The sequence below is a fragment of the Modicisalibacter luteus DSM 23508 genome, assembly GCF_000378505.1.
Classification (GTDB): domain Bacteria; phylum Pseudomonadota; class Gammaproteobacteria; order Pseudomonadales; family Halomonadaceae; genus Modicisalibacter; species Modicisalibacter luteus.
On the sequence record NZ_KB900008.1, the window covers coordinates 40,107 to 53,367 of the forward strand.

Here is a 13,261-nt window from a genome sequence, read left to right on the forward strand (position 1 = left end):
TACCAAGAAAAACCGCCACTTCCGGATCATGCCGGGTGGCGGTTTTTTCGTTTCACCGGCAAACAGAAATTCCAGGTTCCAAATAGGTTCCAGCAGTTTGGAGCTTGGTTTCTGACCTTCGCAGCTGATATCCAAGCTGAAGCGAAACATTTTTATTAGAAGAAGTTGTAAGCCCTAAGATAACGGTATATCAAGCATGGCCCCCTACTCGATATCAGTGGGTTTCGTCGATGATGGTCGCCATGGGCCCGCTGTTGGCGAGTCCGTGATGCCTTAGCTCGCGCCACGCTCGCCCTGCCGATGCCGATAGAAGAAGCGCAGCATTTCCTTCGCGGCGTCGGGGCCCTTGGGGTCGGTATAGCTTCCCCTTGCACTCCCTCCCGCCCAGGCGTGGCCCGCACCGTGTATCCGCCACTGCTCCAGACGCGGCTCGCCCTTGGCATCATGATGCGAGGTACGCGTATAGGCATGGCCATTGGTTACCCGCCCCTGTTCCACTGTGACCCTGGCGTTGCCCTCTTGCTCGCTCGCCGTTTCGCCCTTTTTACGCATGGCGGCGTACTGGGCGGCAACGCGATCCGCATTGCTGGGGTGCACGGTCGTGTCACGATCGCCATGAAAGATGATGGCGGGCACCTCCGACACCCACCCGGATTCTCGCGCTGCAGCACCGCCTCCCAGGGGACCCGTGCCGCCCTGCATCGCCCCCAGGGCATCGGGGAGGCTCTGGGCCACGCCGTGGGGCAGCCCGGAGTGCACGCCCACCGCCGCAAACAGATCCGGATAGGTCATTGCCAGGGTCGTCGCCATGGCCCCACCTGCCGAGAGCCCGGCGACATAGACCCGACCCGCATCGAGCCCGTGCGTGTCGATGATCTGACGGGTCATGCCGGCAAGGATCGCTGGCTCACCACCCTCACGCTGCTGGTCTTCGGCCTTGAACCAGTTCCAGCACTTCGAGCTGTTGGCGGTCATCGGCTGGGCCGGATAGAGCACGCAACACAGCTGCTCTTCGGCCAGTCGGTTCATGTTGGTTCCGGCAGCGAAGTCATCAGGATTCTGCGTGCAGCCATGCAGCATGACCACCAGCGGCAGTGCCTGACCGTGATGGCCGCTGGGGATGTACAGCTTGTAATCGCGCGTGCCGATCCGGTTGGTAAAGCGACCGGCCGTGAATGTGCCGGGCAGTAGCTCCTCGGTGGTGCCCCGAGCATGCTCGGACTGCGCTCCGGCGCCTCGAAATCTGAGCCACTTGTCGCGCCATGCTGCAGGCACCCCAATATCGCCGTTCGGGAAACTCCCGGTGTAAGGCTGTCTGGCCTGGTCAAACGTGGAAAAAGGCGTCGCTCGCGCTGTCGATTCACCTGTCCGGTCAGATGCCGCCTCAGCAGATGCTGGCCTGGACGCCGCCATCTCCTCGCCGAGGACCTGGCAGCTCCCCTCGAAGATATTGCCTTTGCGGTACGATTTATTCGGCGTCTCCTCACCCCTCGTGCCCTGGTTCTCCCCGGGTGTCGCGCCCTGCAGGACGGCCATGGCCTCGTGCAGCTTCCCGGCGCGGGTCAGCCGCGTCGCTTCTTCCATTCGCTTCGTCATGGTGGCGTCAATCATCGTCAATTTCCCTATCTATGATTCAGTGGATTCGATCTGCCAGGGCGGCCTTGACCGCCGCGCTGGCATGCAGGGCGCCCAACACGACCACCGACTCGATGGTGGCGCGGGCAAGCTCCGGTGATACGTCGTCGGCAATGCTGGCCATGCCCAAGACCTGAATCTGCAACATCTCGCCCGCCGACTGTCGTGCTTCTAGATCCTCGCGACTGTAATGTTCCAACCCCAGCACGAAGGCCTTGCGGGTCACGGTCTCCCTGACCACCTCGGCGTGGGTCGCCAGCTGGTTGCGGATGGCCGTACGGATCAGATCAGTGCGATTGGAATAGAACCCTTCCTGGACCAGCAGATCGATCTGCCCCAGATCGACGACCCCCAGGTTAATGGTGATCTTCTCGCTGGAGTCGCCGGTCTTGCGGCGCAGCTCATGCACGCTCATGTGTTATGCCTCGTTGAACTAATAGGGGAACCATCCTTGTCGTCTTCACCATCCCATAGACATCTCATTACCATCCATATGGATGGTATAGTGAGCCGATCAGGATAAAAGTCAAGACGCGAACAATCAAACAGGAGAGAGGACTTTCACCGCCAAGCCGTTCCGAGGCCCCTTCGGGACGGCGCCGCAACAAGGGTCAAGCTATCCTTAGCTTCCACAAACCAGGGTTTCCCCCTCGTTGAGGACTTGCTGTTTGTCTCGTTCCAAGCTGAACGAGACCAGATCCTGAGAGCCGCCCTTGAAAGTGAGCCGTAGCACCTGGTCGCCGACTTCGAGCGATATCTGTGTGGTATCGGTGGGCTGGAAACTGGTTCAGCTATCGGTTGGCGAACCACTATGGAGTAAGAGTTCGTAAGGCGCTCTTAAGCCTACACAGCCCGGTGTTGGTAATTCCCCAGCTCTGGCTGGCCTGTATCTGGGTAGGTTCCCGACGTGAAGTTGCTGACCTAGTCTGTTGAATACGAATATCAAGTTTTCGGGCGGCTGCATTGATGCAGACACGATCAGGTGAGGATCACATCTTGTTAGATCTGGATATAGCGGCACGTTTCTCTTTCACCGAAACAGTTTGCCTTGCCATGGATCCCGCGTCTTGATGACTGTCTTATCGTGATGCCCATTGCTGCTGATAGTAGCAATTTGATTTCAAACTCAAAGAAATTGATATGTTACATCTTCGCCTAAATACATAATTTCTTTAATTGCAAAGCTCTCGGAACTCAAAAAAGGCACTATGATGGCACGAAACTAAGCCAATACAATCCCGACATGCCAAACGATAACTATTTAACCATTGTGCAAAATGCACTACACCTATATAAACAAGGGGGGCATGCCCAGAATTTATTTAACTTCCCAAAAAAAGCCGTGTTTCCCCAATTGATTACTTTCTCACCGGCTACTGTCCGAAAAGCCGCGTTACCGGGTTACTTGGCGGCCGTCGAGCACCAATGCTTGTTCGACGAGGGCGCATGATCTGATCTGATACCGCCTCAGCGACATCCTATGCTGGCTTGAAGACAGCCTTCGGGCCATAGTACAGTTCATATCAAGTCTTCTTCAAAAACAGTCATTCTATATAAACTAGCCAAGGGGGAAATCAGGAATTACACATATTACACATGCATCCCGATACCTATATAGTGATGCTTGCCCCGTAGGCCTCAACGGCCCCAAGGTGGAAAATCGATAACGGAGTATAGCCATCAAAGGACATGCTATATACCACTCGACCTTGAGCTATGTTGTTTGTATGCGTGCGCTGCGCATTTTGTTATGCCTATCCGAAGCATACGGCCTGCATTGGAATAACCACGTTCCGTATTAATGAAGGCCGGATCATTACTCCTCGGGACCACACAGTTAGTCATACGAACTGGGGGGTGTAATCATAACGACTCTGCTCGATATTTTAAGGACAGCCTGGCCAGCGCTAAAATTGGGTATAATCGGGTTATCATAGGTAACATTAAAAGCATTATTAGAAGGCAGCGAGCAAGACAAAAGATTAGCTCCTCCCCTGTCAGAGGCCGGCTATGCAGAGTCCGCTTTAGCGTTCAGCGTAAGGGACATCAAGCGCGCTTGGTGGGCCTTACGCTGAATCAGGAAAATCTCCAATAACGAGGAATAGCCGGTTTGCGTTTTCACTTATTTATCATCATCACGAGTCAACCTTTGGTATACACCAAGACCGACTACCACCAGAATAGCTGAAATCAACAAGAAAGTGGGGTAGATCAATGTGGTAATATCTTCTGTCCCTGCTTTAAACACGAAGACTAGGGATTCCAGGCTTATGGCAATGGCAATTATGACAAAAAATTTTAATAAAGCCTCTCTCTGTTTTGCGGGCGACTTTGTAGCGCTGCTGCTAAACACTTCTTCTTCCAAAAAAAACTTTGATACATCAAAGACAGCCATTCCAATCACGATCAAGCCGATGGCATTAAGAAGAGCTGCAATAAGCAAGGTTCTTTCATGTACCGAAACCCATATATCCCATAGGGCAACGCCCATCATCGTGAGGCTGATAATACCCAGGCTCAAGCTGATGAGCCCGTAAATAGCACGCCCAATCAAATTAGAAATATTTCTCGCCTTGTTCATCTTTCCTCCAACCATACAATTGGTTTTTTGAAATATACTACTCCGTCTCCTGCCGTAATGTTAAGTATAACTAGACGGTATAACACCAATCATAGTGCATGAGGCATAACCGGGCCGGGGTACTTGCTATCTTTGTCGAGATGGCCGCTTTGGGTCGTAGCAGGCCTATCAGCTCCTATCGGCAGCGTGTCCCGTTTCTTCACTTTCCGATACAATTTGTCTTTTACTGCCACGCGGGGACTCCATGCGCCTGCCAATCGTCGCTACATTGCTCTTTACATTTGCTGTCCCAGCCCTGTCTGCTCCGCCAGCTTCATTCACCGCAGCCAAGCGCATCGCTGAAGCAGAGACTTGCTTCGATCGGGATATGACCTTCTACTACGGCTGCGATTTCACCTTCGATGGCGGTCCGGATCTTAATGGCTGCAGTTATTAGTTAAGAATAGTACTAGCAACACCGAATCCCGTGACAGGATGCGTTCGAGTGCGCCATTATCTCGCCACTGTCGAGCGCTGTTAGGCCGCCTTCTAAGCATTGAAGCGTTTAAGGGCCGAAGCGTTCGGGCAAAGCCCGCCATTCAGTGCCCGAGCAAAGAATCCAGAAAAGCCGTTGAGCAGCTAACGGTCATCGCGCCGTGGCGCCCAGCGCCCAGCGCCCAGCGCCCAGCGCCCAGCGCCCAGCGCCCAGCGCCCAGCGCCCAGCGCCCAGCGCCCAGCGAGCGTGTCAGGCGAAGCGATAACTTCAATCAATGCCCAAGCATGATCGGAATTTCGTAACGCCTGCCATGGCAGTCCCTAGCTTGATGGGAAGAGGCAACAAAAACAGCAAGATACGCTAAAAACCTTGCGTTTCGTCAATAACATTAGAATATTCACTACTTCTCGCGTGTTATGTGTTGCGCATCCTCACAGATATGTCTCATAATAGATACACAACGAAACATGGATGTCACCTTTTGTAGACATCTGAAAATAACCGAATGGCCTTAGGTCATCGTTTACGCAAACGCAGGGAATGACCAACATGCTGATTGATAGCCTCCTGAATGACATTCAGGACATTAATCTCTCGTACCTGTTGCTGGTGCAGCGTCTCATAAATGAAGATCGCGCCACTGCCATGTTCCGCCTCAAGATCAGCGAGCCCATGGCAGACATGCTGGCGTCGCTTTCCGTCAAGCAGCTGGGCCAGTTATCACGGACCAACCAGTTACTGTGCCGTCTGTGTTTCGATGATCCCGAGCAGCTCTTGAAGCTGACCACCGATACGCGTGAGCAGGGGCTGGGCCAGACGCATGCCGCGCTTCTGATGGCCTCGGTGTCGACTCGCTCTAACGTTCAGGCGGGGTAAGCCGACATGGCCGATAAGAGTCTGGTCATTGAAATGCAGCAGGTTCAGATGGCCATCGAGTTGATTGAACTCGGTGCCAGGCTGCAGGTTCTCGAGACCGAAACCGATTTGAGCCGTGCGCGCCTTATCAAGCTTTATAAGGAAGTCCGCGGCATGTCGCCCCCCAAGGGCATGCTACCGTTCTCCACCGACTGGTTTGTTACCTGGTTGCCGAACATCCATTCCTCGCTGTTCTTCAATATCTATGTGCGGCTGGTGGAAGATCACGGTTGTAACCGCATGGGCGCATTCGTCAGGGCATTTCGGCTCTATCTGGAGCAGTTGGCTCTTGAAGGCGCCGAACCGGTGCTTGGATTGACGCGTGCCTGGACCTTGGTACGTTTCTTCGAAAGTGGCATGCTCGAACTCAATAAATGTACCAGTTGTAGTGGCCAGTTTGTGGCTCATGCGCACACGCCATCACGCAACTTTATCTGTGGCATCTGTCAGCCTCCGTCACGGGCTGGTAAGACCCGCAAGCGCCGTGAGGCGCTCGAAGCCGGACGTTGTGTCGAGATGGATGATGAAGTTATGTCGTTACAGGCTCGCCAAGCGTGATAGAGGCTTTTCCCAGTATTCAAGAATACCCTGTCCCACCATACATTGAAGCTACGTGAACGTTGTCCAAGCTGCATTTCAACGCCCCACTACCCTCGCTTATTGATAAGCGTGTCCGTCGGTCTATCTTATCGAGCAAGAGAGCATGCGGTAAGGAGAGCCCGACCACATGGGTCGGCATTGATTAAGTTCCCTAGGGACGATCGTTATTCAGTTGATAGCAACAATCTGCAGCTTCGGATAAAGATTCATATCTTCCAGGTAGGAAAGTATCCAATGTCTTATCCCGGATAATGAAAAACTCTTTAACCTCTTGCCTGGGGACTCATCAACGCAATCTTCAGCAAGGCAAGGAACAACTTCATATTTCTCAAACATTACTACCTCCATGCGTTTAATCACAGTACTTCCATGCACTACCATAGGAGAATAGCAAGGTAGATAGCGGGTATCGATATGAAAAATGTCATATATTAGGTATTAGCAATACTAAATATTAAGTCATTTTTATTACAATAACTCGGTACTTCCAGCTGGGGGACGCGTAAGCTACACGCAATGAAAGGGTGGATTGTGTTCCAGGCCACACAATGCGAGTGCCGCTCCACGTCATTCACTAGCAGAGCAGGGGTTACCCAGAAGCAAACATCATTTCCCGTCCGCGTCGGCCCCGAGTATAGCCCTGCCAGCGTGAAGCAGGTCATCACCTAACCCGCGATTCTGGCGATTAATAATGATGCCTGCAGTCGCTTGTCTCCGTTATATCGGTTGGCTGCACCTTGCCCCACTTCACGGTTCGCAGCAGGATGTTCCCGACCTATAAGGGCAAGCGTAGCCCTATCAATTGCCATGCTCTATCCATTGCTGCAATTCAGCGAAAGGCATGGGGCGAGCAAACAGGTAGCCCTGTCCCGTTTCAACCTCGAGGCTAACCAGGCATTGGCATTGCTCTTCGGTCTCGACGCCCTCGGCAACCAGCTTGAGATGAAAATTTTTAGCCAGCGATACGATGGTCTGGGTGACTGCCGCATCCGCCCTTTCGGTGACGATATTGTCGATAAAGCACTTGTCGATCTTGAGCGTGGTAATGGGCAATTGATGAATGTAGCTCAGTGAGCAGTAGCCGGTACCGAAATCGTCAAGCGCAATGCCCACTCCCCTGTTTCGCAGTGCTCGAAGTTTATCAATATTGTCCTGGTTCAGGTCTGCCAGGGCGGTTTCGGTGAGCTCGAGCTCAAGGGCCGCCGGGGAGATGCTGAAATGTGACAGGGTCTGCTCGACGGTCGTGACGAAATCATCCTGCTCCAGATGCTGGGCAGAAATGTTGACCGCCACCCGGGCTGGACCGCCTTGGGCCTGCCAAGTCCGCATGGACTCGCAGGCTTTCTCGAGTACCCATCGGTCAATCTGGGTAATCAGGCCGTTGCCCTCGGCTATCGGAATAAACTTATTTGGCGGCACCAGGTCACCGCTCGACAGGCGCCACCGAATCAGCGCCTCCACGCTGGTCAATGATCGATCCTTCAAATTCACCTTTGGCTGGAACCACAGTTCGAACTGGTCAAGCGCCAGGGCTTCGTGTAGCCCTGCCTCGGTTCGTATCTGTGCCAGCGCCTGGCGCTGCACAGTAGGCGAATAAAATGTCGGATGCTGCATCCGTTCAGTGCGGGTCAGCGCCGAGCCCGCGCAGTCCAGCAAGGAAGCGGCGTTTGCGGCGTCGTCAGGGTAACCGGCAATGCCCACGGCGGGGGTGATATGCACGCGCTCCCCCCTGACATCGAGGGGGCTGGCTGCAAGCTGTTGAAGGGTTTGAAACACCTCAAGTGCATCGCTGGTAGAGGCACCGGCACGCAGCATCAGGGCCCACTCGTCGGTAGAGAGCCGCGCCAGGGAATAGTTGTCGCCCAGGAGGGCCTTGAGGCGCTCGCTGCAAACGAGACCCGCCTCTTCCAATGCCCGGTTGCCCAGGGATTTTAAAACCGGCGTTAGGGGAATATGGATGACCATGGCAAACACTTGCCGCCCCAGCACCGTCCCATCCTGGATGGCCTGGCTCAAGCGATCCAGGAATAGCGTCTTGTTAGGCAATCCTGATCCCTGATCATGACTGGTGAGATAGGCAAGCCGTGTGCTCTGGGTGAGTGCCTGGCGTCTCGCTCGTAGCAGCATGTCAACCCGCTGTGTCAGCTCACTCGGGTCAATCGGGGTGAGCAGGAACTCATCGATGAGCGAGCCACAGGCCTGCAATGCCCGGGAAAGGTCTTTGCGTGAGGCAATCAACATGGCTGGCAGGAAGACGGGTTGCGCATGGCTTCTCGCTTCAGCGAGCACCTGACGCCAGCGTACCGCGCCCGCTGGATCGAGGATGGCAAGGTCGAACGAAGCCTCTGTTGGGCTACCCTGCCCGATATCGTCTACAGCGCCAGTCTCGTCAGGGATGAGCACGTGATAACGCGTTTTCAAGTGTTCTATCAGCTGTTTGCGGTTGCCACTGGCCCCCACCATCACCAGGATCCGCTCCCGATGAGCGACGGATGATACTGGGTTGCTGTCTTCCTCCGCTATGCCGCGCCAGAAGACCGCTTGATTGCTGCTGCTTGTTTTCATGGATATCCGTTCCCGACTGACTGCATCGCTGGGGTCTCACCGGCCAGGTCCGAAAGTACCCCCAGGAGCACGGGCTTTTTCACTGGCTTTTGTAGAAAACTGGCCGCACCGTAGCGTAGCGCCTGCCCTCCCTGGCGGGTTTCCTGCGCGGTGCAGAGCACGATAAAGCGCACCTCATGGCTATTCAGGGTCTGACACATCCGCCAGTCAGCCGGGCCAAAGCCTGAAATGTCCACGAGCGCGATACGGCGGTCGCCAGATTGGGTTATCGCCGCCGTCAGGGCCTCATGGTTCGACGCACTGATCGCGGTATGACCGGTCGCCTCCAGGGCATCTGCCATCACCCGCGCATTGCCCGGCCGTTTCATCACGAGTAGGACGGTTGCCATCGTTCCCGCTCCGGTCAGCCAAGGTCTTGGGAAGGCATGCCCGACAGCACACTATGCAAACCTTCTATCGGCTCATGCACGATCAGCCCACCTTCGCCGATATCATAGGTGTGCAGGGCAGTATCAAAGCCGCTCAAGCGTTTTTTGAGCACCCCTAAGGCCTTTTTCATCTCCCCCGCCGATTCCATATAGCGCAGAAAAACCAGGTTATCGGAAAGGTAACTGAAGCCCTTCTCGGTCGCCTGGAACTCCTGGCCGGTGACGGCCTGAGTTTCATTGACCAGGATGACGGTCACGCCCATTCTCGCCAATGTCTTGGCGAACGTGTGCAGGCGTTCTTCGATTTCCTCACCGCCCAGCGTGAGACCAAACCCGGCAACACTGTCGAGAATGACTAGCTCAACGCCCCGTTGAGTGACCTGCTGGAGAACCTCAGACGTGAATTCGTCGGCCAGATAGCGCATGGGCTCGACCGGCTCGATAGCCACGGTCCCCTCGCGTACCGCCTGGTGCAGCCCCAACCCAAGGCTCTGGGTGCGGCGCAGGAAAATGGTGGCGTCTTCCTCAAACAGGAACAGGGCGCTGGCCGCTCCTTTGCGTGCAGCGGCGGCCGCAAACTGAGCGGCCAATGTCGACTTGCCCACGCCGGCCGGCCCGGTGATCATCGAAATGGTACCGGCTTCGAATCCCCCATGCAGAATGGCGTCGATCCTCGAAGCGCCGCTGCCCCAAAGCTTGTCTTCATCGCTGGGGGTCCGGGTTAGAGGAGGAACCAACCTGGGGAAGACTTGCATCCCCGTCGTGCCAAGGCGCATGTGATGCCGTCCCTGGACGAACCCCGAGCCCCGGAACTTCGTCACTCGAATAATGGAGCCGGCCTGGCCGGTGTCGAAATTGAGCACGCCATCGGCCATGAACTGCAGATCATCGTCGGGCATGTCCTGGCTGCTCTCGGACGAGAAAAGAACGGTCGCCCCACGTTGAGTGAGGAAGCGCAGAAAAGACATGACCTGCTTGCGGTACTGGTAGGCGTCTGCAGAAAGAAAGCGCAGCTGGGTCAAGGAGTCGACAAATACCCGTTTGGGGGCAAGCTCATTCACCGCTTGAACGATGGCGTCCACCAGCGGTTCCTGCTCGACATCCCCGGAAGAAAAAATATCGTAGCCCTGCTGATCGGTGAAAAAGTGCTCGTCGGGAATCAGGCTCAGGAAATTGACGTTCGTAACATCCAGCCCCACTGACGTGGCATTGGCTTCGATCTGTGCTTCCGGCTCCTGAAAACCAATAAACAGCACCGGCTCATCTTGATTGGCGGCAGTCAGGAAATGCAAGCCAAGCGTCGTTTTGCCTGACCCCGGGCCGCCGCGAACCAGGTAGCTTCGGTTCTCGATCAACCCTCCCCCAAGAATGTCATCGACGCCTCGGACGCCAGTCGATAACCGCTGCTCAAGACTGCTCTGTGCCATGCCTGCTCACTCTTTGTATAGCGTCTAATTACATTGTTATTAGAAATACCATATTTTCTTATTATTCGATATGGCTGGCCATATCTAAACATTCCATGCAGTAGTGGCAGGGCTGTATACTTGCGATAGAATTTCTATAGCATGACACTTCAATGTCAAATTTATGTCGATTCTTAGCATAGCTTTTGGTTATTGAAATAAAGGTTGCTTTAGCAAGATTTTATTTCATTAAACCTTGCGACTCATTTATAAGCTGCCCGCTTTGTGTCGAACTGTCCCCTGCTCGACACGCCGCAATCGGATGCCGGTCGGGAAAGCGCCAAGCTACCGAGGCAGACAGGTATGACTTGCAGAATAAATCAGGTGCGCTCGGTGCGCCGCTGTTACTGGTATTCGGGGGTATTCGGGGGACGAACATTCCTCGGTAAATCTGATTACTGCGCCACCATCGTTATTATAATGGTCTTCAAACGTTCGGGTTCCCGTGCGCACGAACCCAACGAAACGCTTAGCCCTTGCTGATTTGTTGTTTATTTCCAGATAAGGCAAGACGTTTAGGTGAAACTATCCTGCCTTTCGACTAGCAATTCGCAGGGCGAACCGACCATTGCCATGTATCTGATGGCACCGCCCCTCCTTGGCCTGCCAAGCCCGGCAGACGTGGCGCTTCATATACTCTTGTTTAACTTGAATAAGCACTGGAGAACTGAGCAATAACATCGACGAGCAGGTGTCGCTGGACCTGAGAGATGACCTGGCTCTGAAGAGCCTGCGCTTTGCCGATGCCCTCCTCGATGAGGCCAGCCAGGCCGACGATGGCGAAGATCCTGTCCTGAGGCTTGAGATGGATTTTACGCTGATGGCCATCGCCTTGGGTGCGTAATCGATATGCTGATCGAGGAGCTGGGTGGTGAGGTGCCGCAGCTGAGCGCCGTGGCATGAATATCGAAGCATCACGTTGACGATAACAATTACTGAATGAGCTAATGCTTCATAAGCTGATGTTTCTCTGCCCAGAGACGGTTTCTTTGTCACGAAATGGTCACGTTGCTCTTCGCCCACTCCTGTCTGGCTTATCTTCTAATGACTCCAGCCGATAATGCATAACAATAGGAGGCACATATGGAACGGGAATTCTTGGTAGTTGATGGTTTAAAGGTCACTCCAGAAACCGTACGTGATTGGCGTTATCGCATGGATGAAATGAAGTCACAGCTTGAGCAGCGAGATGGCTATGCGCTGATAGCGCTTATCAGCCAAATCAGGGACGCGGCAGGCGCCCCACCCTCGCTGCCTCCAGATGAGCTTCCTCAATTCATTGCGGAACTAAGAGAGAGCTGACGCTGCTACCGGAGTCTCGCCTATGGGGAAGGTGCTGGAATTCAGAAACAAGATATGGCGACACCGTTCCAGCGGAGGCCGTTTCAAAGTCATGGGCATCGCCGAAGGCGTAGGCACCCTGAACGGAGACAAGGTAGTCTTCTACCAAGCCGTTGATGCTAAGAACCAGCTAGTCGAAGGACAGCTTTATGCCCGTGCGTACAGCGAATGGCTGGACCTGATGAAACCCGAATAGCTCAGTACAGGATTTAGACCCCATAGCCGCCTTTGAGGCGGCTTATTCTAAGAATAATCATCATGGCCCGCAACTGCTCTTGGGAAGGAGCGGGCCAATACATCTTGCCTTGGCTATTGGACCTTAAGGCACCTGATGACGCCAATAGGCCCACGGCGACTCAAACTGCTAAGACTGACTCGGTTGCCAAGCTCAAGGCGCAATGGAAGCCCCTTAGCAACTAACCCAAAAGTATGAGAAATTGTGACTGCATATTTCTCATTGTAGTTATAGGCTGTACATACACATTCAGAAAAAACGCAGGGAAGGGAATCTCGATGCGTATAGTTTTGTTCGGTGCCTTGATCGCAGGAGCGGCAGTGTCATTCGTAGCGCTAAAGCAGGAAAACAGCGAGAATCCAAACGAGTCCGTGATGTCTCTTCAACAGCAGCTCAAGCAGGAATCCATGCAAGAGCGCGAGGGATGGGGCGGACCGAGCTAGTCGAATACCCCCTTCTGAGAACAAAAGCACTTCTTATGTAGCCGCCCTCGGGCGGCTTCGTCATATCTAGAGGTATCAGTGGCCAGGCAGCATGGCCGGCGTACAAATTGCGATACGTCGAAGCCCAAGCCACCTATGGCTACTAGTTCGCTATCGCTTAAGCACACGGCAACGCGCCAGGCACCTACAGCCATCGGCGTTAAACGCTAATGTGGAGCGCCGTGGGTGCTGCAACCAAGCTGGGTCCGTGAGGGTCCAGGCACCGGAAGTAAACCAGAACCAGACCATGCCGCCTGCGGGCGGTTTTCCTGCCTAACGAAAGGAGAGCGACATGGATATCTTGGAAGTGAACGACGTTCAGCGTACAGGGAGCGAACAGCTGGCTCGCTTCGATAGCGAAGGGCAGGCGCGACACATGGAGTCAGCGTTGAGCAAGATGTTTCCTGAACTGGAGATAGCAGCGTTGGTATCTACGCCTGAGCCAGAGCAAGCTGAAGCCCCCCTGCCCATTCGTGTCCGCGAGAAATCGGAATGGGATGCTGGCATGGTTCTAGAAGCATGGGTCAAAAACACGACA

Annotated in this window: 16 protein-coding genes; 8 read left to right on the top strand and 8 right to left on the bottom strand. The window is 54.3% G+C overall.

Annotated features, from left to right (window positions below; all coding sequences use genetic code 11):
- Positions 1 to 273: 273 nt before the first annotated feature.
- From F568_RS0120350 to F568_RS25485, 3 genes are all read right to left on the bottom strand, one after another.
- Entirely contained in the window at positions 274 to 1,611 is a 1,338-nt protein-coding gene (locus tag F568_RS0120350) for an extracellular catalytic domain type 1 short-chain-length polyhydroxyalkanoate depolymerase (RefSeq protein WP_019020614.1), read from the bottom strand.
- 22 nt (positions 1,612 to 1,633) lie between these two features.
- The gene (locus tag F568_RS0120355) at positions 1,634 to 2,050 is read right to left on the bottom strand and encodes a ribbon-helix-helix domain-containing protein (protein ID WP_019020615.1); all 417 of its coding nucleotides are present in this window, start codon (positions 2,048 to 2,050) and stop codon (positions 1,634 to 1,636) included.
- A 1,707-nt stretch (positions 2,051 to 3,757) separates the two neighbouring features.
- Positions 3,758 to 4,216: a general glycosylation pathway protein gene (locus tag F568_RS25485; RefSeq protein ID WP_189459529.1), complete on the bottom strand. Its 459-nt coding sequence runs from the start codon at positions 4,214 to 4,216 to the stop codon at positions 3,758 to 3,760.
- A 244-nt stretch (positions 4,217 to 4,460) separates the two neighbouring features.
- Here F568_RS25485 and F568_RS0120365 point away from each other — a divergent pair, with 244 nt between their 5' ends.
- Positions 4,461 to 4,652 (top strand): hypothetical protein, encoded by a 192-nt coding sequence (locus F568_RS0120365; protein WP_019020617.1) that lies wholly within the window; start codon positions 4,461 to 4,463, stop codon positions 4,650 to 4,652.
- A gap of 182 nt (positions 4,653 to 4,834) precedes the next feature.
- Here the strand turns inward: F568_RS0120365 and F568_RS26160 are convergent, their stop codons facing one another.
- Positions 4,835 to 4,966, bottom strand: coding sequence for a hypothetical protein (locus F568_RS26160; protein WP_268247007.1), 132 nt, complete (start codon positions 4,964 to 4,966; stop codon positions 4,835 to 4,837).
- 274 nt (positions 4,967 to 5,240) lie between these two features.
- On the opposite strand from F568_RS26160, the gene flhD reads away from it, so the two are divergent.
- Both flhD and flhC read left to right on the top strand, forming a co-directional pair.
- Positions 5,241 to 5,567 (top strand): flagellar transcriptional regulator FlhD, encoded by a 327-nt coding sequence (gene flhD / locus F568_RS0120370; protein ID WP_019020618.1) that lies wholly within the window; start codon positions 5,241 to 5,243, stop codon positions 5,565 to 5,567.
- Positions 5,568 to 5,573: 6 nt separating this feature from the next.
- Entirely contained in the window at positions 5,574 to 6,164 is a 591-nt protein-coding gene (flhC, locus tag F568_RS0120375; RefSeq protein WP_019020619.1) for a flagellar transcriptional regulator FlhC, read from the top strand.
- A gap of 210 nt (positions 6,165 to 6,374) precedes the next feature.
- On the opposite strand, the gene F568_RS25090 is transcribed toward flhC, so the two are convergent.
- From F568_RS25090 to F568_RS0120395, 4 genes are all read right to left on the bottom strand, one after another.
- Positions 6,375 to 6,542 (bottom strand): hypothetical protein, encoded by a 168-nt coding sequence (locus tag F568_RS25090; RefSeq protein WP_019020620.1) that lies wholly within the window; start codon positions 6,540 to 6,542, stop codon positions 6,375 to 6,377.
- A 462-nt stretch (positions 6,543 to 7,004) separates the two neighbouring features.
- On the bottom strand, positions 7,005 to 8,771 hold the full coding sequence (locus F568_RS23445; protein WP_019020621.1) for a putative bifunctional diguanylate cyclase/phosphodiesterase: 1,767 nt from the start codon (positions 8,769 to 8,771) through the stop codon (positions 7,005 to 7,007).
- Positions 8,768 to 9,160, bottom strand: a complete 393-nt coding sequence (locus F568_RS23450; RefSeq protein WP_019020622.1) for a response regulator — start codon at positions 9,158 to 9,160, stop codon at positions 8,768 to 8,770. The genes F568_RS23445 and F568_RS23450 overlap by 4 nt, the downstream gene beginning before the upstream one ends.
- A gap of 14 nt (positions 9,161 to 9,174) precedes the next feature.
- Positions 9,175 to 10,626, bottom strand: coding sequence for an ATPase domain-containing protein (locus tag F568_RS0120395; RefSeq protein WP_019020623.1), 1,452 nt, complete (start codon positions 10,624 to 10,626; stop codon positions 9,175 to 9,177).
- 730 nt (positions 10,627 to 11,356) lie between these two features.
- Between F568_RS0120395 and F568_RS25880 the strand changes: the two genes are divergently transcribed.
- From F568_RS25880 to F568_RS0120420, 5 genes are all read left to right on the top strand, one after another.
- Complete coding sequence (locus F568_RS25880; protein ID WP_019018514.1) at positions 11,357 to 11,509, top strand: recombination-associated protein RdgC; 153 nt, start codon at positions 11,357 to 11,359, stop codon at positions 11,507 to 11,509.
- 239 nt (positions 11,510 to 11,748) lie between these two features.
- On the top strand, positions 11,749 to 11,967 hold the full coding sequence (locus F568_RS0120405) for a hypothetical protein (RefSeq protein WP_019018513.1): 219 nt from the start codon (positions 11,749 to 11,751) through the stop codon (positions 11,965 to 11,967).
- Positions 11,968 to 11,989: 22 nt separating this feature from the next.
- Positions 11,990 to 12,202 (top strand): hypothetical protein, encoded by a 213-nt coding sequence (locus tag F568_RS0120410; RefSeq protein WP_019018512.1) that lies wholly within the window; start codon positions 11,990 to 11,992, stop codon positions 12,200 to 12,202.
- Positions 12,203 to 12,519: 317 nt separating this feature from the next.
- A complete protein-coding gene (locus tag F568_RS25100; protein WP_019018510.1) occupies positions 12,520 to 12,684 on the top strand; it encodes a hypothetical protein in 165 nt (54 codons plus the stop codon).
- A gap of 331 nt (positions 12,685 to 13,015) precedes the next feature.
- Positions 13,016 to 13,261, top strand: a 246-nt coding sequence (locus tag F568_RS0120420) for a hypothetical protein (protein ID WP_026300685.1), incomplete at its 3' end; no start/stop codon positions are given.